At 71.1% G+C, this 23,428-nt stretch carries 21 protein-coding genes; 15 read left to right on the top strand and 6 right to left on the bottom strand.

The genetic code is table 11. From position 1 onward, the window contains the following. Nucleotides 1–16 precede the first annotated feature (16 nt). Both EDM22_RS06290 and EDM22_RS06285 read left to right on the top strand, forming a co-directional pair. Nucleotides 17–604 (top strand): VOC family protein, encoded by a 588-nt coding sequence (locus EDM22_RS06290; protein WP_170964042.1) that lies wholly within the window; start codon nt 17–19, stop codon nt 602–604. A gap of 45 nt (nt 605–649) precedes the next feature. Continuing rightward, a complete protein-coding gene (locus EDM22_RS06285; protein ID WP_170964041.1) occupies nt 650–853 on the top strand; it encodes a hypothetical protein in 204 nt (67 codons plus the stop codon). A gap of 116 nt (nt 854–969) precedes the next feature. Here the strand turns inward: EDM22_RS06285 and EDM22_RS06280 are convergent, their stop codons facing one another. Then, complete coding sequence (locus EDM22_RS06280; protein ID WP_122936215.1) at nt 970–3,378, bottom strand: alpha-L-rhamnosidase; 2,409 nt, start codon at nt 3,376–3,378, stop codon at nt 970–972. Continuing rightward, on the bottom strand, nt 3,375–4,649 hold the full coding sequence (locus EDM22_RS06275) for a glycoside hydrolase family 1 protein (protein WP_122936214.1): 1,275 nt from the start codon (nt 4,647–4,649) through the stop codon (nt 3,375–3,377). The genes EDM22_RS06280 and EDM22_RS06275 overlap by 4 nt, the downstream gene beginning before the upstream one ends. A gap of 240 nt (nt 4,650–4,889) precedes the next feature. Here EDM22_RS06275 and EDM22_RS06270 point away from each other — a divergent pair, with 240 nt between their 5' ends. Genes EDM22_RS06270 through EDM22_RS06255 form a run of 4 tightly spaced genes read left to right on the top strand, consistent with a single transcriptional unit; the run spans nt 4,890 to nt 10,320 of the window. Next, the gene (locus EDM22_RS06270; protein WP_170964040.1) at nt 4,890–6,449 is read left to right on the top strand and encodes an ABC transporter substrate-binding protein; all 1,560 of its coding nucleotides are present in this window, start codon (nt 4,890–4,892) and stop codon (nt 6,447–6,449) included. A gap of 54 nt (nt 6,450–6,503) precedes the next feature. Further along, on the top strand, nt 6,504–7,448 hold the full coding sequence (locus EDM22_RS06265; protein ID WP_170964039.1) for an ABC transporter permease: 945 nt from the start codon (nt 6,504–6,506) through the stop codon (nt 7,446–7,448). After that, on the top strand, nt 7,445–9,454 hold the full coding sequence (locus EDM22_RS06260; protein WP_122936211.1) for a dipeptide/oligopeptide/nickel ABC transporter permease/ATP-binding protein: 2,010 nt from the start codon (nt 7,445–7,447) through the stop codon (nt 9,452–9,454). The genes EDM22_RS06265 and EDM22_RS06260 overlap by 4 nt, the downstream gene beginning before the upstream one ends. Continuing rightward, nucleotides 9,451–10,320 carry an ATP-binding cassette domain-containing protein gene (locus EDM22_RS06255; RefSeq protein WP_122936210.1) on the top strand — a complete coding sequence of 290 codons (870 nt, stop codon included), beginning with the start codon at nt 9,451–9,453 and terminating at the stop codon, nt 10,318–10,320. The genes EDM22_RS06260 and EDM22_RS06255 overlap by 4 nt, the downstream gene beginning before the upstream one ends. A gap of 5 nt (nt 10,321–10,325) precedes the next feature. Here EDM22_RS06255 and EDM22_RS06250 read toward each other — a convergent pair whose 3' ends face one another. Then, a complete protein-coding gene (locus tag EDM22_RS06250; RefSeq protein WP_122936209.1) occupies nt 10,326–11,237 on the bottom strand; it encodes a LysR family transcriptional regulator in 912 nt (303 codons plus the stop codon). 154 nt (nt 11,238–11,391) lie between these two features. On the opposite strand from EDM22_RS06250, the gene EDM22_RS06245 reads away from it, so the two are divergent. Together EDM22_RS06245 and EDM22_RS06240 are read left to right on the top strand one after the other, a co-directional pair. Next, nucleotides 11,392–11,937: a quercetin 2,3-dioxygenase gene (locus EDM22_RS06245; protein WP_170964038.1), complete on the top strand. Its 546-nt coding sequence runs from the start codon at nt 11,392–11,394 to the stop codon at nt 11,935–11,937. Nucleotides 11,938–11,946: 9 nt separating this feature from the next. Beyond that, a complete protein-coding gene (locus EDM22_RS06240; RefSeq protein WP_212591902.1) occupies nt 11,947–12,720 on the top strand; it encodes an alpha/beta hydrolase in 774 nt (257 codons plus the stop codon). Between the two features lie 13 nt (nt 12,721–12,733). Here the strand turns inward: EDM22_RS06240 and EDM22_RS06235 are convergent, their stop codons facing one another. Further along, the gene (locus tag EDM22_RS06235) at nt 12,734–13,567 is read right to left on the bottom strand and encodes an IclR family transcriptional regulator (protein ID WP_122936207.1); all 834 of its coding nucleotides are present in this window, start codon (nt 13,565–13,567) and stop codon (nt 12,734–12,736) included. Between the two features lie 39 nt (nt 13,568–13,606). Continuing rightward, on the bottom strand, nt 13,607–14,164 hold the full coding sequence (locus EDM22_RS06230; protein ID WP_122936206.1) for a carboxymuconolactone decarboxylase family protein: 558 nt from the start codon (nt 14,162–14,164) through the stop codon (nt 13,607–13,609). 93 nt (nt 14,165–14,257) lie between these two features. On the opposite strand from EDM22_RS06230, the gene EDM22_RS06225 reads away from it, so the two are divergent. Genes EDM22_RS06225 through EDM22_RS06200 form a run of 6 tightly spaced genes read left to right on the top strand, consistent with a single transcriptional unit; the run spans nt 14,258 to nt 20,010 of the window. Beyond that, nucleotides 14,258–15,172, top strand: coding sequence for an alpha/beta hydrolase fold domain-containing protein (locus tag EDM22_RS06225; RefSeq protein ID WP_122936205.1), 915 nt, complete (start codon nt 14,258–14,260; stop codon nt 15,170–15,172). Further along, on the top strand, nt 15,169–15,930 hold the full coding sequence (locus EDM22_RS06220; RefSeq protein ID WP_122936204.1) for an SDR family NAD(P)-dependent oxidoreductase: 762 nt from the start codon (nt 15,169–15,171) through the stop codon (nt 15,928–15,930). The genes EDM22_RS06225 and EDM22_RS06220 overlap by 4 nt, the downstream gene beginning before the upstream one ends. A 28-nt stretch (nt 15,931–15,958) precedes the next feature. After that, nucleotides 15,959–16,738, top strand: a complete 780-nt coding sequence (locus EDM22_RS06215) for an SDR family NAD(P)-dependent oxidoreductase (protein ID WP_122936203.1) — start codon at nt 15,959–15,961, stop codon at nt 16,736–16,738. Nucleotides 16,739–16,775: 37 nt separating this feature from the next. Continuing rightward, nucleotides 16,776–17,651, top strand: a complete 876-nt coding sequence (locus EDM22_RS06210) for a fumarylacetoacetate hydrolase family protein (protein ID WP_122936202.1) — start codon at nt 16,776–16,778, stop codon at nt 17,649–17,651. After that, entirely contained in the window at nt 17,648–18,520 is an 873-nt protein-coding gene (locus EDM22_RS06205; protein ID WP_122936201.1) for a fumarylacetoacetate hydrolase family protein, read from the top strand. The genes EDM22_RS06210 and EDM22_RS06205 overlap by 4 nt, the downstream gene beginning before the upstream one ends. Further along, nucleotides 18,517–20,010 carry a glycoside hydrolase family 43 protein gene (locus tag EDM22_RS06200; RefSeq protein ID WP_122936200.1) on the top strand — a complete coding sequence of 498 codons (1,494 nt, stop codon included), beginning with the start codon at nt 18,517–18,519 and terminating at the stop codon, nt 20,008–20,010. Before EDM22_RS06205 ends, EDM22_RS06200 begins: the two co-directional genes overlap by 4 nt. A gap of 88 nt (nt 20,011–20,098) precedes the next feature. Here the strand turns inward: EDM22_RS06200 and EDM22_RS06195 are convergent, their stop codons facing one another. Beyond that, nucleotides 20,099–21,757 carry a phospholipase D-like domain-containing protein gene (locus tag EDM22_RS06195; protein WP_122936199.1) on the bottom strand — a complete coding sequence of 553 codons (1,659 nt, stop codon included), beginning with the start codon at nt 21,755–21,757 and terminating at the stop codon, nt 20,099–20,101. A gap of 297 nt (nt 21,758–22,054) precedes the next feature. Between EDM22_RS06195 and EDM22_RS06190 the strand changes: the two genes are divergently transcribed. Next, entirely contained in the window at nt 22,055–23,332 is a 1,278-nt protein-coding gene (locus EDM22_RS06190; protein WP_245989248.1) for an extracellular solute-binding protein, read from the top strand. Nucleotides 23,333–23,428: the final 96 nt, after the last annotated feature.

The raw sequence follows: 23,428 nt of genomic DNA, 5'->3' as shown, positions 1-23,428 counted from the left end.
GAGAGAGGGGGTCTCGATGGCCGATCCGGTGGGCGACATCATCGGGGACTACCGGGCGTTCACCGCGCAGCAGCGTGACCGCCTCATCGCCCGAGGCATCGACATCGCGCCGTACGACCTGGGCCACCTCGCCTTCCGCGTGCCGGAGTGGGACCAGTACGTGCACGTGCGGACCCTGCTCGAACGCCACGCCGCTGCCAACATGGAGAACGTCTGGAACGGGCGGCCGATGTCCCTCATCCTCCTGGCCGAGCCGCTCCGCGTCCTCGACGGCAAGGAGATCCCGCTCATCGAGCTCATCCCGCCCGTGCACCAGCGCGTGTACAAGATGGGCATGGAGCACTTCGGGGTGGTGGTGGGCGAGGAGGTCGATGCGTTCTCCCGCCGGCACCGGGCGGCGCTCACCGGCCAGCAGTTCCAGAACGAGTGGAACGAGCCGTACTACATCCTGTTCGAGGACTTCACGCACGTGAAGTTCCACCGCCGCCCGCTGCGCTCGGTGGTCGAGCTGCAGGGCGGGACGTTCGACGGCATCCGCCATGTCGACGGCTGGGTCCCGCAGCGGCTGGTCACCGCGACCGGCCCGAACCCGCTGCCGCGCTGAGCAGCGCTTCCGTCCTGATCGGCACCGCCGAACTAGGGTGGGCCTGTGAAGCGAATCTGGCCGTTCCTCGTCCCCGGCGTGGTCTTGAGCGTCGTCGGGCTGGTCTGGACCCTGCAGGGCCTCGACGTGCTGCGCGGTTCGGTGATGAGCGGTTCCTCGTTGTGGGCCACCATCGGCCCGATCGTCCTCCTCATCGGCTTGGTGTTGATCGGGATCGCGATCGCGATCCGCCGTCGCCGGGCGCCGTGAGCGAGGACGGCATGCAGAAATTCGCCCGGTGCCCGATCTCCCTCGATCGCGCTGTTTGACTGAGGCGACGAAGCCCTCGACCGATCTCGGCCCTGCGGCGCTGCGGACGCGAGGGCTCAGGCGCCGAGCAACGCGGCTTCGAACACGTGACGACCGGATGCCGCAGCGTGCCGCGTCCCGTCGGGAAGCTCGACGCTCGCCACGCACCCGTCGGGCACCTCGACCTCGAGGCGGAAGCGGCCGGCATCGTCGAAGGTCCACGCCGACGAGAGGCTGCCGAGCGGCGTCTCGAGGGAGGCGCGCGCCCAGTCGAGGCCGCCGCCGGGCAGCGGGGCGATGCGCACGCGGCGATAGCCCGCGGCATCCGACCCCGGCTCTGCGTCGAGCCGGATGCCGGCGACGTGCGTGTACAGGAAGGAGAGCACCGCGGCCTTGCTGTAGTGGTTGAGCGAGCCGCGCACGGTGCCGTCGTCGCCGATGCCGTCCCACCACTCCCACACCGTGGTCGCGCCGTGCTCGAGCATGCCGAGCCAGGAGGGCTCGCCCGTCGAGAGCAGGGTGCGGTACGCGGCATCCGCCTGGCCGTGGTCGGCGAGGGCGGGCAGCAGCTGGCCGGTGCTGAGGAAGCCGGTGCCGAGGTGGCCGCCGTTCTCGGCGATGAGCTCGGCGAGGCGGGCTGCGGCGGCGTCGCGGTCGGCGGGCGGGAAGAGCCCGAACGCGAGCCCGCGCGCGTAGTTCGCCTGCGACTCGATGGCGAGGCGGCCGGGCGCGGTCGCGAACTCGCGGCGCCACGCGTCGAGCGCGCCCTCGGCGATGCGCGCGCACTCGGCCGCCACGTCGGCCTCGCCGAGCAGCTCCGCGGATGCCGCGGCGAGGTGCGCCGATCGATGCAGGAACGCCGTCGCGACGATCGAGTGGTCGGCCGACGGGTCGGGCCGGGGCGGCACCCCGGGCTCGAGCCACTCGCCGAAGTGGAATCCCGAGTCCCAGAGGTACGGCTCCCACGGCGCCGGCGCCGGCTCCGGCCGGGCAGCGGCGCGGTCCGGATGCCGCGTGGCCGCCGCCGCGCTCGCCGCGTACCGCACCCACCGCAGCATCGACGGGAGCTGCCGCCGCAGCACCTCGAGGTCGCCCGAGCTGCGCCACAGCTCCCACGGCACGAGCACCGCGGCATCCCCCCACCCGGCGGAACCGGCGGAGAGATCCTCGAACACGACCCCCGAGGGCCCGTCGCCGGCGGGATTCGGAATCACCGTGGGCACTCGCCCGTCGGGCCACTGGTCGGCGGCGAGGTCGGCGAGCCATTTCTGCGAGAAGCGGTGCACGTCGGAGAGCAGCGCGGCGGTGCCCACGAAGACCTGCCAGTCGCCCGTGAACCCCGAGCGCTCGCGCTGCGGGCAGTCGGTGGGGATGTCGCAGGCGTTGCCACGGAAGCTCCAGCGGCCGATCTCGTGCAGGGCGTCGAGCCGCTCGTCGCTGCACGCGAACTCGCCGACCGCGCGCAGGTCGGTGTGCACGACCACGGCGCGCACGCCCGCGGCATCCCACCCGTCGGGGACGCCGTCGACCTGCACGTAGCGGAACCCGTGGGTCGTGTGGCGCGGCTCGAACACGTCGCCCGCGCGGCCGGCCGAGATGACCTCGTCGACCTGCCCGGCCGGGAGGCGCTCGCCCGTGGCGAAGACGAACGCGCGCAGGTTCTCGGTCGAGACGAGCCCGTCGGCGTCGAGCACCTCGCCGTGCGTGAGCGTGAGGTGGGTGCCGCGCGGGCCGAGGTCGTCGAGCCGCAGCCAGCCGTTGATGTTGCGGCCGACGTCGATCACCGCCGTGCCGGGGCGCGGACGGGTGACGGATGCCGGGACGAGTGTCTCGACGCGGCGCACCGGCTCGGCGACGGGGACCACGAGGCGATCGCGGTCGTCGTACAGGCCGCCGGAGGCGAGGGCGACCGGATGCCACGGGCGGGCGCCGCCGTCGGGGTCGCTCGCGAGGTCGTCGCCGGTCGCACCGTCGCGCTCGCGGAGGAGCCGGAAGTCGACCGCCTGTCCGTCCATGAGATCGGCGCGCGTGATGTGGCTCGGCCGGGACCGCCAGCCCGCGCCGGTCGCGACCGCGACGTGCTCGCCGGTGCCGTCGACCACGTCGAGCTGCAGCAGCAGGGCCGTCTCGGCGCCGAACCCGTCGGCGCGGCGCTCGAAGCCGTGGCGCCCGCGGAACCAGCCGTCGCTGAGCAGCACCTCGATGCGATTGCGGCCCGGACGCAGCCGCTCGCCCACCGGGTAGGTGAACACCTGCAGCCGCTTGCGGTAGGAGGTGAACCCCGGCACGAGCTCGTCGGAGCCCACCCGCCCGCCGTTGAGGAAGACCTCGACGATCCCGTGCGCCGTGACGCCGAGCGAGGCCGCACGCACGTCGTCGCCGAGCTCGAACTCCGCGGCGAGCACGTGCGCCGGTCGCCGCCCGGGCTCGGCGACGACCGGCTCGTGCGGGCGGATCCACGCCGCGCCCGCCAGGAGCGTGCTCACGCCTCGGTCGCCGCCGCGGCTGCAACCTCGGCCGGTGCGCGGCGCGCGCGCACCGCGGCCGCGTACGCGGCGGCGCTCGGCTTGGGCGTGCGCTCGAACGTCTCGCGGTCGACGGAGTGCAGGCCCAGCTGCGCGGAGTATCCGAAGATCCACTCGAAGTTGTCCATGAGCGTCCAGTGGCAGTAGCCGAGCACGGGCACGCCGTCGCGGATGGCCTGTTCGAGCCCGACGAGCGAGGGCTCGATGAAGGCGGCGCGGATCGCGTCATCCGGGGTGCTGATGCCGTGCTCGGTGACGAGCACGGGCACGCCGCTCACCGCGTGGACGTACTCGACGGCGCCGCGCAGCGAGTCGGGCTCGACGGCGGTGCCCATGCCGTTGACGGTCGCGCCGGGCTCCGGGGGGAGCGGGCCGTCGGGGCCGTGGGTGATGCGCTCGTAGTTCTGCACGCCGACGAAGTCGTCGTCGCGGGCCAGCAGGAGCCAGTGCTCGTAGACCTCGGCGCGCTTGCGGTCGCGCAGGGCCTCGCCGCCCGGGGCCGCCGCGTCGTCGACGATGGCGAGCGACAGTCCCACGGGCAGGTCGGGCCGGCGTTCCTTGACGGCCGCCTTCGCGGCGAGGTGCGCGGCCGTCATGCCGGCCCGCATCGCCGGGAAGTCCTCGGGCAGCATCACGTTGCCCGCCCGGTAGCGCTCGACGCCGGCCGCACGCGAGGCGGCTTCGAGGGTGGCGCGCTCGAGTTCGGTCACGAACGCGGGCAGGTCGGCCCACGTGAGCATCTCGGGCAGGTCGGGCTCGTTGAAGGTGACGGCGATGGCGATGCGGTCGCCGAAGCGGTCCATCACGACGCCGCAGAAGCGGGCGAAGAGGGCGGGCGCCTCGGCGTCGAGCCAGGCGCCGCGCTTCGCGAACCAGTGCGGCGAGGTGAAGTGGCTGAACGTGACGATCGGGGCGAGGCCGCGGGCGAGGCATCCGTCGACCAGCGCCTCGTAGTGCGTGAGCGCCTCGTCGGAGAACTCGCCGTCGGCGGGCTCGATGCGGGCCCACTCGACCGAGAAGCGGTAGGCGTTGAGCCCCATGCCCGCGACGAGGTCGAGGTCGGACTCCCACAGCTCCCAGCCGTTCGCGGCCCTGCCGGAGGGCTCGCGGAAAACGGTGGGCGACACGTGCTCGAGGAACCACGTGTCGCTGTCGACGTTGTCGCCCTCGTTCTGGTGGCCGGCGGTCGCGACGCCCCAGAGGAAGTCGGCGGGGAAGGGTGATGCGGGCATGGAGTACGTCCTCTCTGACTGCCTCCCATCATGCCCTAGTTCTTCATTCTATGAAAGCATGTTTCACTGTGAACAGTACGAATGCGAGGCCACGTTAGGCGCTCGCTAACGCACCGCAGCACGAGTCCGAATGGCCAAAGCGGCCGTGCGGGGTCAACCTGTACCGCAGGATCGATTCCCCATTCACGATCCGCGACACCGAAGTCCGCACGCAGCACACACCGATCACAGGAGATCAGGATGTCTCGACTCACCACAGCCCGTGGCGCCGCCGTCATCGCGGCCGTCACCGCCTCAGCCCTCGTGCTGAGCGCATGTTCCGCCGGAGGCTCGGACGACGCCGCCGCCGCCGACACGTCCAAGCTCATCATCGCCCTCGACTCCGACCAGGCCGCGCTGGGCTACGACCCGGTGCGCTACGGCAGCGGCCAGCGGATGTTCTTCGAGGGCATCTACGACTCGCTGTTCGTGCTCGACGAGGACGGCCAGGTCGTTCCGCAGCTCGTGACGAAGGTCGAGTACAACGCCGACCAGACCCAGCTCACGCTCGACCTCGACACCAGCGCCACCTTCGACGACGGAACGGCGCTCAGCGCCGACCTCGTCAAGGAGAACCTCGACGCGCGCGACAACCCCGACCTCTCCGCGTACAGCGGCTTCGCCGCGGGCGGCGAGAACGAGATCACCGACGTCGCCGTCGTCGACGACGACACCGTCACCCTCACCTTCGCCGCGCCGAAGCCCGGATTCGAGGCGAACCTCGTGCTGCCCGCCGGCGCCATCGTCGGCCCGGTCGGCGCCGCCGACCGTTCGAGCCTGGATGCCACGCCCGACGGGTCCGGCCCGCTGGCGGTCGACGAGCAGGCGACCGTGAAGGGCAACTCCTACCTGCTCGTCAAGAAGGAGGACGCCGCGGACGCGAAGGACTACCCGTTCGACTCGTACGAGTTCCGTCCCATCCTCGACCCGCAGGCGCGCGTGAACGCGGCGATCTCGGGTGAGGTCGACCTCGCGTACATCACGGCCGACACCCAGGCCCAGGTCGAGTCCGCGGGGAGCGGCCTCGTGGCGAACGGCGGCACCGTGCAGAACCTCATCGCGTTCGACAAGGTGGGCGCCCTCGGCCCGCAGTGGGCGGACCCGCGCGTCTACCAGGCGCTCTCGATGGCGATCGACCGCGAGACCTACGTCACGGCCGTGCACCCGGGCGAGCTGCCCACGGCCAACGCGCTCCCCGCCGACAGCCCCGGCTACCTCCCCGAGCTCGACGAGCAGTACGCCTACGACCCCGAGGGCGCCAAGGCGCTCCTCGCCGAGGCGGGCTACCCCGACGGCTTCGACTTCGACTTCACGATCTCGTCCGCGAGCCAGCGCGACCTGGAGGCGCTCCAGCCCTACTGGGCCGCGATCGGCGTCAACGTGAACCTGAAGAACGCGGCCTCGACCGAGGAGATCTTCGCGGTCGTGCAGACCGAGCCGGTCGGCGGACCGATCCCGCTGACGTGGACCAACCCGCTCGGCAACGTGTTCGGCGTGCTGTTCGGCTTCGCGAACTTCCACAAGGCGGAGAACGGCGAGATCCAGGCCGCCGCCGGGGCGTACGGTGCGGCTCAGGGCGACGAGGCCGCGAAGGCCACGGCCCTCGAGGACCTCAACCGGGCGATCGTCGACTCGGGATGGCTCATCCCGCTGTTCGAGCAGCTCGCGCCGTGGGCCTACAACACGGCGAAGGTCGCGGAGCCGACGTTCCCGGGCGCCGAGGCCTTCCCGATCCTCGCGTCCATCCAGCCCGCGTCCTGACCCGACGCCGGTGCCGACGGCCTCGCGCCGTCGGCACCGGCCTCACTGGGAGTGATGATGCTCTTCTTCGTGCTGAAACGGATCGCCTGGGCGATCCTGACGTTGCTGATCGCGTCGTGGATCGCGTTCGTGCTCGTGCACCTCTCGGGTTCGACCCCCGGTGGTGTCGCCCTCGGGCAGTCCGCGACGCGCGAGCAGGTGATCGCCTACAACGAGTCCGTCGGGTGGTACGCCCCGTGGCTCCAGCAGTACTTCGCGTGGGTCGGGCAGGTGCTGCAGGGCAACCTCGGCGTCTCGCTCATCGACGGGCGACCGATCGGCCCCGACATCGCGAAGCGACTGCCCGTGACCGCCGCCCTCGCCGTGCTCGGCACCCTGGTCAGCGCGGTCATCGGAATCACGATGGGCGTCGTCGCGGCCGTGCGCGGCGGGGCGATCGACCGTGGGATCACCGCCTTCTCCGGCATCCTGCTCTCGCTTCCCGCGTTCTGGGTCGGTGTCCTGCTGGTCTACGTCTTCGCCGTGCAGCTGCGGCTGCTCCCCGCGACGGGCTTCGTCCCCTTCGCCGTCGACCCCCAGGCCTGGGCGAGGTCGCTCGTCCTCCCGGTGCTCACGATCGCGATCACGTCCGCTGCCGGCCTCGCGCGGCAGACGAGGGCCTCCATGGGCGAGGCGCTCACACAGGAGCACATGCGCACCCTTCGCGCCGTCGGCACGCCCACGTGGCGCATCGTCTACATCCACGCGCTGCGCGGCGCGAGCCTGCCGATCCTCGCCAGCGTGGCGATCCAGTTCATCATCCTGTTCGGCGGCTCGGTCATCATCGAGGTGCTGTTCGCCCTCCCCGGCATCGGCCAGGCGATGCAGTCGGCGGTGGGGTCGGCCGACCTTCCCTTCGTCCAGGCCCTCGTGCTCGTGGCGACCCTCGTCGTGGTGGTCGTGAACCTCGCCCTCGAATTCCTCAACCGCGTCCTCGACCCGAAACTGCGTGCATCATGACCGTCGACACCACCTCGATCCTGCGGATCCGCAAGCCGCAGCGGCGACTCGGCGGGCGCGTGCTCCGCTCCCCGGCCGCGATGCTGTCCCTCGTCTGGCTCGTCGGCCTGGTCCTCGCCTCGCTCACGTCGCCGCTGTGGCTGCGCTACGGTCCTCTCGAGCAGGACCTCTCCGCCGTCCTGCAGGGGCCGTCCTGGGCGCACCTCCTCGGAACGGACGAGCTCGGCCGAGACCTGCTCTCCCGGATCGTGACCGCGGCGGCCCCCACGCTCCTGATCGCGGTGATCACGCCGATCGTGGCCGTGCTGGTCACCGTGCCGATCACCCTCTGGGCGGCCCGCTACGCACGCGCCGAGGGCTTCGTGAACCGGCTCAGCGAGATCGTGCTGTCGCTCCCCGGCACGGTGATCATCCTGGCGTTCATCGCCGCCGTCGGCACGAACATGCCGCTCGTCATGATCGCGTTCGGCCTCCTGCTGTTCGGCGCGCTGTACCGCGTCTTCTTCGGGCAGGCGAAGTCGCTCCACCAGCAGCTCTACGTCGAGGCAGCCGCCGTCGACGGCGTGAAGCCCATGACGGCGAGCATGTGCCACGTGCTCCCCAACATGTCGACGACGGTCATCGTGCAGTTCGTGCTGCTGTTCGGCGCGGCGATCGGCCTGCAGGCGGGCCTCGCCTTCATCGGCCTGGGGCCCCAGCCGCCCGAACCCACGTGGGGTGGCATGGTCCAGACCGCGTCCAAGTTCATCTTCCAGCAGCCGTGGATGATGATCCCGACGGGCGGCGTGCTCGCCCTCACGATCATCGCCGCGAACTCGCTCGCCGACGTGCTGGCGGGGGGCTCGGCGATGCCGCCGTCCCTCGTCTCGCTGAAGCGCAGGAAGACACCGGCGGATGCCGCGGCGACGGCGCCCGAGTCAGGAACGCCCTCGGCTTCGACGGGGCGGGCGCAGGCCGCGGCATCCGCCGGTGACGTGCCGGCGGACGCCGACGGTGCGCTCGTTGTGCAGGACCTGGTCATCGGCGTCGACGACGGACCCGAGCTCGTCTCCGGCGTCTCGCTGCGAGTCGGTCGCGGCCGAGTTCTGGGCCTCGTCGGCGAGTCCGGCTGCGGAAAGAGCGTCACGTCCTACGCGATGCTCGGGCTGCTCGCGCCGGGCCTGTCGGTGCGTTCGGGCCGCATCCTGTGGAACGGCACCGACCTCGTGCGGGCGGACGAGAAGACCCTGCAACGGGTGCGCGGACACGAGATCGCGTTCATCTCGCAGGAGCCCACCCGAGCGCTCGACCCGATGTTCACCGTCGGCTGGCAACTCGCGGCATCCGTCAAGCGGCTCCGCGGAGTCGGCGGCCGGGAGGCCCGGCGCATCGCGCTGCAGCTCCTCACCGACGTGGGCATCGTCGACCCGCCCCGCGTGCTCACCAGCTACCCGCACCAGATCTCCGGCGGCATGGCGCAGCGCGTCGCGATCGCGCTCGCGCTCTCGGGACGGCCGAAGCTGCTCATCGCCGACGAGCCCACGACCGCCCTCGACGTCACGGTCCAGGCCGAGATCCTCGGGCTGCTGCGCGGGCTGATCGCCGAGCGCGACATGTCCATCATCCTCGTGACCCACGACCTGGGGGTCGTCGCCGACCTGTGCGACGACGTCTCGGTCATGTACGCCGGCCAGATCGTCGAGTCGGGGGCCGTCCGCGACGTGCTCGTCCGGCCCGAGCATCCGTACACGATGGCGCTGCTCGCCGCCGACCCGCACGCGATCCTCGACTTCGAGGGCACGACGCGCCTCGCCTCCATCCCCGGCCAGGTGCCCCTGCCGGGCTCGTGGACGAGCGGATGCCGCTTCGCCCAACGCTGCCGGTTCGCCAGCGACGAGTGCACGGCCGCGATCCCGCTGCAACCGCGAGTGCAGGGCGACGGCGGCGTGCGGTGCATCCGGCGCGACGACGTGCGCGGCAGGCAAGAGGAATGGCGCCGACCGGTCGCCGTCGGAGGAGAGCGATGAGCACCGTGGAACCCGTCGTGACGTCGCCGGATGCCGCGGCCACGCCGCTGCTGGAGGTGCGCAACCTCTCCATCCGCTACGGCAGGAAGGGTCCGCTGGCCGTCGACGACGTGTCGTTCACGATCGGACGCGGCGAGACCCTGGGCCTGATCGGCGAGTCGGGGTCGGGGAAGACCACGATCGGCCGAGCCATCCTGGGGCTGGTGCCGGTCACCAGCGGTCGGATCATCTTCGAGGGGCGCGACATCACGCGCCTCAGCGCCGCGGATCGCCGCACCCTGCAGGGCGACCTGCGGGCCGTCTTCCAGGACCCGTTCTCCTCCCTCGATCCCCGCAAGCCCATCGGCGACGCCCTCAGCGCACCGCTGCGGGTCGCGGGCGTACCGCGCGCGGACCGGACGTTCCGAGTGCAGGCGGCCCTCGATTCGGTCGGCCTGGCACCCGGCTCGGAGGAGCGCTACCCGCGCCAGTTCTCGGGCGGCCAGCGCCAGCGCGTCGCGATCGCGCGGGCGCTCGTCACCGACCCGCGCCTCGTCGTGTGCGACGAGGCCGTCAGCGCGCTCGACCTGTCGACGCAGGCGCAGGTGCTCAACCTGCTCTCGGACCTGCGGGCGGGTGCCGACCTCGGCTACCTGTTCATCGCGCACGACATGGCGGTCGTGGAGTTCCTCGCCCAGCGGGTCGTCGTGCTCAACCGCGGCCGGGTCGTCGAGCAGGGGGAGACGCGCGAGGTGATGCGCAACCCGCAGGCGCACTACACGCGAGTGCTCATGGCCGCCTCGCCGGTGCCCGACCCCGACGAGCAGGCCCGTCGGCGGCAGGCCTGGCAGCAGCTGAAGGCGTCGGCGTCGGCGCCGGTCGCCTGAGCAGGTCAGTGGAACGTCGCGTCGACGAGCGGTGACAGGGCCTGGGCGGTCTCTCGGAAGGTGTGGACCATCGGGTTCGTGCTGTCGCTGAGGCTGCACAGCACGATCGTCGCGGGCTCGATGTCGGAGATCGGCAGGAACACCAGTTCGTCGCGGCGGTACTGGCGAGACGCCGACTGGCCCGCGATGTTCACGCCGGCGCCGGCGGCGACGAGCTCGAACAGGCCGTCGACGCTGTCGGCAGTTGGCCCGCGCTTCACCCGCGAGCCGTCGGGCCGCGGATCGACGATCCACCAGTCGACCACTTCGGGCACGCCGCCCGCGACCGCGACGAACACCTCGTCGTTCGTCTCGACGATCGACACCGAGTCACGGCCCGCAAGGGGATGCTCCGCGGGCACGACGAGCACGCGAGGTTCGCGCCAGAGGGGCTCGGTGCGGATGCGCGGCGGCAGCGGCATCGGCGCCGGCGCGAACACCACGTCGACACGCCCGTTCTCGAGCTCCGACCCGACGTCGAAGAACCCGAGGCGCCGCATCTCGATGCGCGCGTCGGGCACCGCGTTCATCGTCGCGGCGATCGCGGCGGTCGTCAGCGCGCCGGCTCCCGCGGCGACGACGCCCACCCGGAGCAGGGGGGTGCGCTGGTCGCGCTGGATCGATCGACCCCAGCTGAGGAGCTGGTCGTGGTCGTCCATCACGCGCCGGGCGAGGGGGAGCAGCTGGCGACCGTAGCTCGTGAGCTCGACCTTGCGCGGGCTCCGGTCGAAGAGCTTGACGTCGAGCTGCTGCTCGAGCCGACTGATCTGCTGGCTCAGCGAGGGCGGCGTGATGCTCAGCCGCTCGGCGGCGCGACCGAAGTGCAGCTCCTCGGCGAGCACGCAGAAATACCGGATCACGTGGATGGGGACATCCATGGCTTCATCTTAGCCTCAGGCTAACGCCGAGTAGGGATGTCGAACTTCCTTCCGCCCTGTGCTCTCGCGAGACTTGACGGGTTGGACCGCGTGACCGGAGTGACCCGAGCGTTCCACCTGCCTAATGGCGCCACTGCTTCACAAGGAGGTAAGCATGACCACGTTCCCCGCTGACGACCCCGACAAGGTGCCCTTCGCGGGCATCCTGCCTGCGGCTCCCCAGCCCTACGTCCTCGGCAACGGCGAGGGGGAGAAGTCCCTCGTCTTCGACCAGTTGTTCGAGATCCTCCTGTCGGGCGACGAGACCGACGACCAGTACGGAGCCTGGACGATGAAGGCGCGGCAGGGCGACCGCATCCCCGCGCACATCCACCTGCAGACCCACGAGTTCTTCTACGTCGTCGACGGCGAGATCTCGGTGTGGATGGACGACCAGGCCGACTACCACAGCAAGACCACCCTGACCACGGGCGACTTCGCCTACGTGCCCGCCGGCATCGTGCATGCGTTCAAGATCGAGAACACCACGACGGTGTTCGGGGCGGGCACGGCGGGCTTCGAGCGGTTCTTCCACGCCATCGGCGAGAAGACCGACGCCGCCGAGCCTCAGGGCGTCTACGTCCCCGACTTCGGCGTCATGCGTGCGGCGGGGGAGAAGTACGCCACCGTCTTCATGCCCGAGTTCCAGTTCCGGGACTGACCCGGCGCCGTGTCCTCGATCTTCGAGATCGATTTCGCCCAGCCGACCGGCTTCCGGCCGCTGTCGATGGACCTGCGCACTCCGGATGCCGCGGGGGCGCCCGTCGTCGTGTTCCTGCACGGAGGCGGGTGGCTCCGCGGAAGCCGCAAGGTCTTCACGCCCGGCATCGGTGTCGCCCAGTCGTTCGACCGCATCGTCGCTGCGGGATTCGCGGTCGCTTCGTGCGAGTACCGGCTGAGCGGCGAGGCACGGTTCCCGTCCCAGCTCGACGACGTGGATGCCGCGATCGACTGGCTGCGCGAGCATGGCAGCGAGTACGGGGCGGATGCCTCGCGGCTGGTGCTGTGGGGCGTGTCGGCGGGGGCGACGCTCGCCGCGCTCACCGGACTTCGTCGGGATGACGTGCGGGGCGTCGTGGACTGGTTCGGTCCCGCCGACCTCGTCGCTCTGGCCGAGCTCGACACGGGGGAGCCGGCCGAAGCCACTCGCGAGGCGCGCTGGCTCGGCGCGCCCGCGGCGCAGCTGCCGGATGCCGCGCGCGCAGCGAGCCCCGCGTTGCAGGCGCACGCGGGGGCGCCGGCGTTCCACATCGCGCACGGCACTGCCGACGACCTCGTGCCGTTCGCGCAGAGCGAGGTGCTCGCGGAGGCGCTCCGCGCGGTCGGCGTCGACGTCGAGTTCCATCCGGTGCCCGGGGGCGGCCACTTCTGGCAGGGCGTCGACGACACCGGCCCGCTGTTCGATCGCGCCCTCGACTTCGTCGCGCGCGTCACCGCGACGTGAGGCCGCGCTCGTGTCAGGTGGCTCGCAGCAGCTGGGAGATGCGGTCGGCGGTCGCGCGGATGCGCTCGAGCAGCGGGCCGCGCAGCGAGTCGAGGTCGTGACGCGACGAGGCGACCGCGATGTTGATCGCCGCGACCGGCTTCGGGTCGCGTCCGAAGACGGGCACCGACACCGATCGCAGGCCCGCCGCGACCTCCTGGTCCTGCAGCGCATAGCCCTGCTCGCGGATGGCGGCGAGTCGTTCGCGCAGTTCATCGAGCGATCTCGCGGCGTTGGGCCCGGCATCCGCCCCGAAGTCGTGGTTCGCGAGGGTCGCCGCGAGTTCGGCGTCGCTCAGGTACGCCAGGAGCAGCTTGCCCATCGAGGTGTACGCGGCCGGGAGCGTCGAGCCGACCTGGATGTTGGCGGTCACGAGGTCGGAGTTGCGCAGCCGCGCGAGGTACAGCACCTGGTCGCCGACGAGCACCCCGAGGTTGACGGTCTCGCCCGTCTCCTCCGACAGCCGGCGCAGCGGCTGCTCGCTCAGCTGCACGAGGCTGGAGCCGCGCAGCGCGGCCGACCCGAGCATGAGCACGGCGACGCCCGGACGGATCGACCCATCGGGCAGCCGCTCGAGGAAGCCGCCCTCCTCGAGCGTCGCGACCACGCGGAACGCCGTCGGCATCGGGATGCCGGTGCGATCGCAGATCTCGCGCAGCTTGAGCGAGGTGACGGTCTCGTCGAACAGTCGCAGCACGTCGAGTCCCTTGGCGAGGGCTTCGATGCGGTAGCGACTCGGCGCCTTCGCGGCGGAGTCGAGAGCGGACTCGGAGGCCGACTCGGTCGCCGACTCGTCAGTTGCTTTCATCGTGTGAAACCGTATCTCCTGGCTTGGACGGGTGCAATCTCAGGAGTCGACGCGGAAGACGCGCAGCTGCAGGGCGAGGGTCGCGTAGTAGCCGACGAGGACGGTGAGCTCGAACACGACCTCTGCGCCGAGGGCGACGGATGCCTCGTTCCAGGCGCGATCGTCGAGGTCGCCGCCGAGCAGCTGCATCGTGACGGCGGCGACGAGCGACTCGTCGCCGGTGAACGCGGCGAGGTCGCCGAGGCGCAGTGCGCCGAGCTCGGCCTCGGTCAGCCCCGCGGCGGCGCCGACGGCCTCGTGCGCCTCTCGCTCGAAGTCGCTGTCCCAGTGCGCCGCGACGAGGAGGATCGCGATCTCCCGTGCTCGATCGCTCAGCGCCCCGCGATACCGGATCGCCGCGCCGACATCCTGCAGTGCTCCGCCGAGGTCGGGCGAGAGCAGGAAGGCGTTGAACGGTCCGCGCAGCGACCCGTCGGCGCGGGTGAGTGCGAAGTGCTGCGGACCGCGGGCTCGGGGGCCGCCGGCGACCGCGTCGTAGAGCTCGCGCCGCGCGCCCGAGAGCGTGTCGGGCGGGAACGGATGCACGCGGCCGGCCATCGTGGCTCCTTCATTTGACGAATCGCTGCGATCAGCATACATTCAATAGACGAAACAAGCTTTCATTCAATGAACTTATCCGAGAGAAGTGTCATGGCAGACACCCTTCACGTCCGCGACGTCGAGCTCAGCGCAGCGGAGCACGAGTTCCGCCTGCGCGTCTACCCCGCCGCCGAGCCCGACGGCACCGTGCTCGTCTGGCTCCACGGCGGCGCATTCATGTTCGGCGACCTCGAAATGCCCGAGGCCGACGAGACCGCGAGGCAGCTCGCCCGCCGCGGCACGACCGTGATCTCGGTCGACTACACGCTCGCGTCGACCGACGCGGTCACCGCGCTCCCGGCCTTCGAGCCGGTCGACGGAATGCCCGCGCCCGACCAGCTCGCCGCCTCGTTCGGCGTCGACCGGGAACGCGCGCCCTACCCGGTGGCGTCACTGCAGGTCGTCGCCGCGTTCGACTGGGCCCGCGAGCACGCCGCCGAGTTCGGCGGCCTCGCCGACGCGGTCGCCCTGGGCGGCGCGAGCGCCGGAGGCAATCTCGCGGCGGGCGCGGCGCTCCGGCTGCGCGACCGCGGGGGAGCGCAGCCGCTCGCCCAGGTCCTCATCTACCCCGTGCTCCACGCGGTGCTGCCGGAGCCCGACGAGGAGCTGACCGCGATCCTCGCGCAGCTGCCGCCGGGGCTGCGGTTCCCGCCCGAGGCGACGCGCGCGATCAACGCCAACTACCTCGGCGGCGCGTCCCCCGATGAGGTCTACGCCTTCCCGGGCGGCCACGACGTACGCGGTGCGGCAGCGGCGCTCATCGTCGCGAGCGAGGGCGACGAGCTCCGGCCGTCGGCCGAGGCGTACGTCGGCGATCTCGCCCGTGGCGGCGTCGACGTCGAGTACGTGAACGAGCGCGGTGCGATCCACGGGTTCCTCAACCTGGTCGGCAGCCCGGCTGCGGCCCGCACGGCGGACCGCGTCTCGCGGTTCCTCCTGGAGCGGGCGGGACGGGACGTCGCATGACCGCGGACTGGCTCGGACTCCGCGGCTCGCGCGTGCTCGTCGCGGGCGCCGGCGGAATCGGCGGAGCGTGCGCGGTCGCGTACGCGGAGGCCGGTGCATCCGTCGCCGTCGTCGATCGCGATCAGCGTGCACTCGACGCGCTCGGTGCGGAGCTCACCGCATCGGGCGCCCGCCACGAGCTGATCCGGGCCGACCTCACCGAGCACGGCTCGGGCAGCCGAGTGGTCGCCGACGTGGTGGAGCGCCTCGGCGGGCTCGACGTGCTCCTGCACGCGGTCGGCATCAACGATCGGCGTCCGATCCTCGAATTCACCGAGGACGAGTGGGACCACATCCTGCAGGTCAACCTCTCGTCGGTCTTCGGGCTCGCGCAGGCGGCAGGGCGCCACATGGTCGAGCAGGGCTTCGGACGCGTGCTCGCGCTGTCGAGCGTCTCGGGCCTGCTGGCTCATCACTCCCATGGCCCCTACGCGGCATCGAAGGGCGGCATCAACCAGTTGCTGCGTGTCATGGCACGCGAGTGGGCGGCATCCGGAGTCACCGTCAACGCGCTCGCCCCCGGCTACGTCGAGACCGCGCTCACCGCAGGCCACCTGTCGAAGCCCGGCAAGCGGGAGGAGCTCGAGAGCCTCGTTCCCGCCGGGCGCCTCGGCACCCCCGACGAACTCACCGGGCCGGCACTGTTCCTGTCGTCACGGCACGCCGGCTTCATCACCGGGCATGTGCTCTACATCGACGGCGGACGCACGCTGGTCTGAGACCCGAAGAGACGACAGGAGAGCAAGCATGACCCAGATCTACCCCCGCTTCGCGGGCAGGACCGTGCTCGTCACGGGCGCCGGCACCGGGTTCGGCGCCGAGATCGCCGTGCGCGCCGCCCAGGAGGGCGCCAAGGTCGCGGTGCACTACCGTTCCTCGAAGGCGGGCGCCGAGCAGACCCTCGCGCGCATCCGCGAGGCCGGCAGCGACGGCATCCTCGTGCAGGGCGACATCGGCTCGTGGGCCGAGATCAAGCGCATGGCCGACGAGGTCTTCGCGGCCTTCGGCGTGCTCGACGTGCTCGTCAACAACGTCGGCGACGTGTCATCCGAGCAGATGTCGTGGCGCGACCTCACGCAGGAGTCGCTCGACGCGGTCGTCGACGTCGACGTCAAGGGCACGCTGCTCATGACGCACGAGTTCGGCGACCGGATGCTGGAGCAGGGCCACGGCAACATCATCAACGTGGGCTCGACCGTCATCGTGCGGGGCTCGCCCCGCGCCCCGCAGTACGCCGCGGCGAAGTACGCGATCCTCGGCATCACGAAGTCCTACGCGAAGGTGCTCGCCCCCGCCGTGCGCGTCAACACGTTCGCCCCCGGCTTCATGGAGACCGAACGCCTCCTGCAGCGCGAGGACTGGAAGAGCGGCCGCCGCGAGGTGCTCATCTCGCAGACGCCCATGGGCGTCATCCCGCCGCCCGAGTTCGTCGCGGGCACGTGCCTCTGGCTCGCGACCGACGAGTCGGCGCACCTCACCGGCGGCTACCTGCTCGCCGACGGCGGCTTCAACATGGTCGGCGCGTAGGCGCCCGCCCCACGAACAGACACGAGGAGAGACATCCATGAAGCTCATCACCTTCGACGGCGGCCGCGTCGGCCGCCTCGAGCTGGAGGACGGCGTCGTCATCGAGCTCGACGTGCCCTCGACCCGCGAGTACTTCGAGCGCGGCGGCGACGTGCGCGAGACCGGCGAGCGCCTCGCGTACGCCGACGTGAAGCTCGAGGCGCCGATCCGCCCGAAGAAGTTCTTCCACACCGCCGGCAACTTCGCCGACCACCACAACGAGCTCGAGGCGGTCGACTGGTCGCACCCGGTGCACAAGGGCATCGTGTTCTTCCAGAATGTCGACGCGATCATCGGCCCCGACGACGACATCGTCTACCCCGAGGGCCTCACGAAGGAGCTCGACTACGAGCTCGAGCTCGCGATCATCATCGGCAAGGCGGGCAAGTTCTTCGGGCCGGATGAGGCGGTCGACTACATCGCCGGGTTCACCGTGTTCAACGACATCACCGCGCGCGACATCCAGCGCAAGGAGATGGAGTCGGGAGTGTTCTCGTTCAGCAAGGGCATCGACACCTTCTGCCCCATCGGCCCGTGGATCGTCACGGCCGACGAGGTGCCCGACATGCACGAACTGCCGATGCAGTTGCGCGTCAACGGCGAGGTGCGCCAGCAGGGCAACACCAACCAGACGCGCATCAGGTTCCCGCACCTCGTGGCGTACCACTCGCCGCAGATCTACAGCGCGGGCGACATCATCACGACCGGCACGATCTCGGGCGTCGCGGCCGTGCAGCCGAACCCGTTCGACTTCTACCTGCAGCCCGGCGACCGGATCGAGGCCGAGATCACCGGCATCGGCACCCTGCGCAACCAGGTGGTCGGCTGGCAGCACGCCTACGGCGAGCCGGCCCCGCAGCGGGTCGACTGGTGAGGCTCGCGAACCTCGGCGGCCGTGCGGTGCTCGTCATCGCCGGTCCCGAGGGCTCGGGCGACCGTGCCGTCGACGTCGAGCGGGCGAGCGCGGGCCGCTTCGGCGCCGACCCGCAGGCGCTCTTCGACGACTGGGCCGCGTTCCGCGACTGGGCTTCGACGGCGACGGCGGCGGCGACGGTCAAGGATGCCGCGGGCGAGCCGTTCGAGCCCGGCGACCTCGGCGCTCCCGTGCCCCGCCCACGCCAGGTCTTCGCGATCGGCGTGAACTACACCGAGCACGCGGCGGAGGCCGGTTACCCGCCCGACTCCGTGCCCGTGACCTTCACGAAGTTCCCGAGCTGCATCGTCGGCCCCGACACGGTCGTGCAACTGCCGAGCGACGTCGTCGACTGGGAGGTCGAGTTGGTCGTCGCGATCGCCGCCCCGGCGCATCGCGTCGCGGCATCCGACGCCTGGGAGCATGTCGCCGGCGTCACGATCGGCCAGGACCTCTCGGAGCGCGTGGTGCAGATGGTGGGCACGAAGCCGCAGTTCAGCCTCGGCAAGTCGTTCCCCGGGTTCGGGCCCACCGGGCCCTGGCTCGTGACCCCCGACGAGCTGCCCCACCGCGACGACCTGGCACTCGAATGCGCCCTCGACGGTGAGGTCATGCAGACCGGTCGCACCTCGCAGATGATCTACACCGTGCCGCAGCTCATCGAGCGACTGTCGGCGATCGTGACGCTGCTGCCCGGCGACCTCGTCTTCACGGGCACCCCGGCGGGCATCGGCAACGCCCGCACGCCCAAGCGGTTCATCCGGCCCGACGAGGTGCTCACGAGCCGCATCGACGGTATCGGCACCCTCACGACGACCTTCGCGCGATGAACGCGCCGGGGCCACTGATTCCGGGGTTCAACCCGGACCCCAGCATCGTGCTCGTCGACGGCTGGTACTACCTCGTCACCTCGACGTTCGAGTACCTGCCGGGCATCCCCGTGTACCGCAGCGCGGACCTCGTCGACTGGGAGCAGATCGGCAATGTCATCACCCGACCGGATCAGCTCGACCTGCAGGGTGTTCCGACTCCCGGCGGTGTCTGGGCCCCGACGATCCGCCATCGCGACGGCGTCTTCCACGTGATCGTGACCGTCATGTTCGCGCCCCAGGGCTGCGTCGTGTACACAGCACACGACCCGGCGGGTCCGTGGAGCACCGGGACGAGGATCGACGTCGTCGACGGCATCGACCCCGACCTGGCGTGGGACTCGGACGGCACGGCGCTCGTCACATTCGCGGCCATCGGGCGCGGCATCCGGCAGGTCGCGGTCGACCTCGGCACGGGCGAGGCGCTGGAGCCGGTGCGCTCCCTGTGGTCCGGTTCCGGGCTGTACGCCCCGGAGGGTCCGCACGTCCACCGTCACGGAGAGCACTGGTACCTGGTGGTCGCCGAGGGCGGCACCGATCGCGGCCATGCGGTGAGCGTTGCGCGCGGCTCCTCCCTGCGGGGTCCGTTCACGGGAGATCCCGCCAACCCGGTGCTCTCGGCGCGGAGCACGGGGTTCCCCGTGCAGAACCTCGGCCACGCCGACCTCGTCCGGACTCCCGACGGAGGAACCGCGGCCGTGCTGCTCGGCGTCCGTCCGGTCGGATTCATCGCCACGTTCTCGCCGCTCGGGCGGGAGACGTTCCTCGCGCCCGCCGAGTGGGTCGACGGATGGCTCCGCCTTCGGATGCCGCAGCCGGCGGCCGAGCCTGCCGCCGGCGACTTCTCGATCGACTTCCGCGAACCCGCCGCCGAGCTGGACGACGGCTGGATCGCGTCCCGTCGCTTCCCCGCCGAGGTTGCATCGCTCGCCGAGCCCGGCGCGCTGACCATCGTCGGCACGGGCGACGGCCTGCGCGATCCGTCGCCGGCCTTCGTCGGGCGGCGCCAGACCCACCTGGCGGCGACCGTCTCGACGCGACTCGCGCCCTCAGCGGGCGTCGGCGGCCTCGCCGCGCGGCACTCCGAGGTGCACTGGTTCTCGATCGAGGCGGAGCGCACCGATTCGGGCGCGCGGATCACGGCCCGGGCGTCGCTCGCAGGATTCGAGCACGTCTGGCAGGACACGCTGGCCGGCGACGACGTGGAGCTCCGCATGGAGTCGGCCTGTCCGACGACCGAGATGACGGGCACGCCCATCCTCGGCGGCGACCGGATCCGGCTGATCGCAGCGGACGGATCGGTCGAGATCGTGCTGGCCGAGCTCGACGGCCGGTACTGGAGCCACGAGACGACGCAGACGTTCACCGGCCGTGTCGTCGGCATGTTCGCAGCCGAAGGCCCGGTGGGATTCCTCGATTTCCGCTACTCCGGGCGCGACGTCGCCTCCTGACTCGCCGTGCCCCGACGAGCCGTCCTCCGATGCGCCGTCGCGATGCGCCGTCGCGCGTGCCGGGACCTCCGGAGCCCGCCGCACCCCGTCACAGCCCGGCGAGGTACCGTCGGCGCAGGAACCGATCCGTGCCCGGGGTGAAGTACCCGGCATCCGCCCACGACGTCGACTCGATGAGGTGCTTGCGGCTGAGCGCCTCGGTCGGCGTGGTTGCGCCCGCGAACTTGACGGACTCCCGGAACGCGTAGTGCGAGAACAGTCGCATGAACTCGCCGAGGTACACGTCGGCCACGGCGGGGTTGCCGCGGATGACGAGCATGTTCTCGTCGTTCGTGTCGGTGGACGCCTCCGAGAAGTTCGCCGAGCCCACCACCACGATCGGGTCGGCGCCGAGCGGATCGACCAGCAGGTACTTCGTGTGGATGTAGAGCACGTGCGCCTCGGCGGTGGCGCGTTCCGTCTCGGCGAGCCACCGGTCGAACGTGTTCAGCTCGATGCGCGCTCCCACCGACACGGTGGTGTTCGGGCGGCGGCGGATGCGGTCGATGGTGGCCGCCTGCTCGGCGAAGTCCGCGCCGCTGCCCTTCTTCTCCATGAGCGCGAACCGCAGCACGTCGTCGGTCTGGTCGTAGACCTGCACGAACCGCTCGTCCATGCCGAACGCGAAGGTCATGAAGAGTGCACGAGTTGCGCCGCCGGCGAGGTCGGCGTACCAGTCGAGCGCGGCCAGGTCGGTGCGGGGCGAGAAGACCGCCACGGTGTCGGTCGCCCCGGGCGGCGCGGGTGCGGGGGTCAGCGCCGTCGCCTCGATCGCGGTGGGCTTCCGGGTGACATCGCGCTCGAGCAGCGCCCAGTAGCCCGCGTACACGGCGGCGATCGCGGGATCGCGCACGAGATGCGCGTTGTTGGAGTGGCCGAAGATGCCGTTCTGCGACAGGTTGGTCGACCCGGTCCAGACCTCCGACGGCACGCCCGCGCGGCTCAGCACGAAGAACTTGTTGTGGGCGAAGCGTCCCGACCTCAGGCGCGGCGCGACCGCGCCGTCGAGGCCGCTGCCGGCGAGGGCGGCTTCGTTGCCGGCCTTCTGGGTGTCGCCGTCGTAGAGCACCTTCACCGTCGCCCCGCGGGTCCGCGCGGCTGCGAGCGCCGCGAACACGCGCGGGTTCGTGAACTCGAAGAACGCGCCGTGCAGCGCGTCGCCGGGACCCGCCTGGGCGATGAACGCCTCGAGCCCTTCGAGCAGGCCGCGGGAGAGCCAGTCGAACGCCGCCTGGCCGACCTCGTCGGGCGGTCGGTTCTGGAACCGGCGCGCGTACTCCTGCGAGGCGATCGCGCCCCGGTTGAAGAAGATCGCGTGGCGGCCCAGGTCGACGGGTTCGGTGGTGACCGTGAGGTCCACCGTGGCCCCCTCGATGAGCGCGCCGGGCGCGCCGGTCATGGCCGCGACGCGGTACGTGTACTGCTCGGCTGGTGCCGCGGAGTAGTCGGCCCACTGGAAGGACTGGTACGGATGCCGCCGCGACGAGCGGCCGACACCGGGCGGCGGGTTCGGCTCCACGCTCGCGAACGTCTTGAGTCCCGTCATCCATCGCACGTCGCCGTCGGAGTGGCGGGTGCGGCGCACCGCGAAGCCGAGGACCTGGCCCGCTTCGATGTCGACGCGCGCCATGTCCCAGCCGAGCAGCACCACGTGGTTGCCGGCGACCGCCTGCACCGTGAGCCCGTCCCGGGTGCCGGAGATGCGCATGGGCGCAGCATGGACCCGTCGCGTGCTCGCCGCACCAGTGCACGCACTGAGGCGACCGAGCGGGCGACTGCCGCGCCCAGGGCCGGATCTGCGCGGCATCCCCCCTCCTGAGCGTGCCGTGGATGACCTCGAGAGCACCTGCCGCAGGGCATCCGGAGGAGGCGGTGAGGAATCAGGACTTGACGCACACTGCGTTCTGTATACAAAATACGGATGCGGCTTCCAACGAAGTGGAGCCCCGCAATCGATCAACCCGACTACGGAAGAGGTGGCGCGATGCGCCGTGCGAACTCAACGATGAGACGTCTGCTCGCGATCGGCGCAGCGAGCGCAGTGGCCGTGGGCCTTGCAGCCTGCAGCGGCGGGGGAGGTGGATCCGACGAGAACACGGTCGTGTGGTCGACCTGGGGCACCCCCGAGGAACTCACCCGGTTCGAGGAGTTCAACGCGCAGTTCATGGAGCGGCATCCCGACATCAAGGTGGAACTGCAGCCGGTGGCCAGCTACGGCGACTACCACTCCAAGCTGCTCGCCCAGCTCACGAGCGGCACGGCGCCCGACGTCTTCTACATCGGCGACGACAAGATCGGCCAGTTCGTCGACGCGAAGGTGCTCATGCCGCTCGCCGACCTGATGGAGTCCGACGCGAGCCAGACGAAGCCCGACGACTTCTTCCCGGGCCTCTTCGGCGCGGCCGAGCAGGACGGCGAGTACTACGCGGCGCCGAACGACTCGAACCCCGACGTGCTCTGGTACGACAAGCAGGCGCTCGCCGCGGCGGGCATCACCGAGGACCCGGCCACCCTCGCCGAGAACGGCGAGTGGACCACGGAGAAGTACCTCGAGATGAACGACAAGCTCGCCGCCGCGGGCCTCGTCGGCTCGATGTTCTGGAACTACTGGGCGACGCACTACAGCTGGATCTCGTCGCAGGGCGGCACCGCCTACGACGACTCCGGCGCATTCGTGGGCAACGCCGACGCCACCACGGTCGGCGCCGTCGACACGCTCGGCGAGTACTTCCAGGACGGCACCTTCGTCGTCGCCGACACCATGCCCGAGGGCGCCGGCGCCGACAGCGTGTTCGTCACCCATCAGGCAGGCTTCTTCTCGCAGGGCCGCTACACGATCGGCACCGTGACGAGCGCCGGCGAGCAGGACAGCTACGACATCGTGCGCTGGCCGACGCCCGACGGCCAAGCCGCCCCGACGGGCGTCGCCACGTCGTACCTCGCGATCAACGGCAAGACCAAGGCGACCGACGCGGCGTTCACGTTCTGGACGGAGTTCCTCTCGGCCGAGGGCCAGGTCTTCCGCCTGCAGGGCGGCGGCAACGCGGTGCCGTCGATCAAGGGCGCCGACGAGGTCGTGCTCGAGGACGGCTACCCGGCCCATGCGCAGACCTTCCTCGACATGCGCGACATCGGCTTCGAGGACTACGCCGCCGAGGCCGTCGTGCCGGGACTCTCCACCGACGTCAGCGACCTGTTCCTCAAGCTGTACGAGGGCAAGGCCGACGCACAGGGCACCCTCGACGCGGTCGGCGACCTCGTCGCGGAGAAGTCCGGCGAGTGAGTTCCGACATGGTCATCACCACGGGCGGCGCGACCGGCACCCCGGTCGCGCCGCCCGCGCGCCCTGCGGCATCCGTGCCCGGAACGTCGGGAGCCT

Origin of the sequence: Agromyces tardus (assembly GCF_003710805.1) — a bacterium.
In the GTDB taxonomy this organism is placed as follows: Bacteria; Actinomycetota; Actinomycetes; order Actinomycetales; family Microbacteriaceae; genus Agromyces; species Agromyces tardus.
Note: the sequence above shows the minus strand (reverse complement) of the source record. Positions and strands in the feature narration are given on the sequence as shown.

Excerpts from the sequence above, each read along its gene's own strand:
- EDM22_RS06275 (WP_122936214.1), bottom strand. The coding sequence starts at position 4,649 with ATGCCCGCATCACCCTTCCCCGCCGACTTCCTCTGGGGCGTCGCGACC.
- EDM22_RS06225 (WP_122936205.1), top strand. The coding sequence starts at position 14,258 with ATGGCAGACACCCTTCACGTCCGCGACGTCGAGCTCAGCGCAGCGGAG.
- EDM22_RS06265 (WP_170964039.1), top strand. The coding sequence starts at position 6,504 with ATGATGCTCTTCTTCGTGCTGAAACGGATCGCCTGGGCGATCCTGACG.
- EDM22_RS06195 (WP_122936199.1), bottom strand. The coding sequence starts at position 21,757 with ATGCGCATCTCCGGCACCCGGGACGGGCTCACGGTGCAGGCGGTCGCC.
- EDM22_RS06245 (WP_170964038.1), top strand. The coding sequence starts at position 11,392 with ATGACCACGTTCCCCGCTGACGACCCCGACAAGGTGCCCTTCGCGGGC.
- EDM22_RS06215 (WP_122936203.1), top strand. The coding sequence starts at position 15,959 with ATGACCCAGATCTACCCCCGCTTCGCGGGCAGGACCGTGCTCGTCACG.
- EDM22_RS06200 (WP_122936200.1), top strand. The coding sequence starts at position 18,517 with ATGAACGCGCCGGGGCCACTGATTCCGGGGTTCAACCCGGACCCCAGC.
- EDM22_RS06230 (WP_122936206.1), bottom strand. The coding sequence starts at position 14,164 with ATGGCCGGCCGCGTGCATCCGTTCCCGCCCGACACGCTCTCGGGCGCG.
- EDM22_RS06290 (WP_170964042.1), top strand. The coding sequence starts at position 17 with ATGGCCGATCCGGTGGGCGACATCATCGGGGACTACCGGGCGTTCACC.
- EDM22_RS06250 (WP_122936209.1), bottom strand. The coding sequence starts at position 11,237 with ATGGATGTCCCCATCCACGTGATCCGGTATTTCTGCGTGCTCGCCGAG.
- EDM22_RS06270 (WP_170964040.1), top strand. The coding sequence starts at position 4,890 with ATGTCTCGACTCACCACAGCCCGTGGCGCCGCCGTCATCGCGGCCGTC.
- EDM22_RS06260 (WP_122936211.1), top strand. The coding sequence starts at position 7,445 with ATGACCGTCGACACCACCTCGATCCTGCGGATCCGCAAGCCGCAGCGG.
- EDM22_RS06190 (WP_245989248.1), top strand. The coding sequence starts at position 22,055 with ATGAGACGTCTGCTCGCGATCGGCGCAGCGAGCGCAGTGGCCGTGGGC.
- EDM22_RS06210 (WP_122936202.1), top strand. The coding sequence starts at position 16,776 with ATGAAGCTCATCACCTTCGACGGCGGCCGCGTCGGCCGCCTCGAGCTG.
- EDM22_RS06235 (WP_122936207.1), bottom strand. The coding sequence starts at position 13,567 with ATGAAAGCAACTGACGAGTCGGCGACCGAGTCGGCCTCCGAGTCCGCT.
- EDM22_RS06220 (WP_122936204.1), top strand. The coding sequence starts at position 15,169 with ATGACCGCGGACTGGCTCGGACTCCGCGGCTCGCGCGTGCTCGTCGCG.
- EDM22_RS06255 (WP_122936210.1), top strand. The coding sequence starts at position 9,451 with ATGAGCACCGTGGAACCCGTCGTGACGTCGCCGGATGCCGCGGCCACG.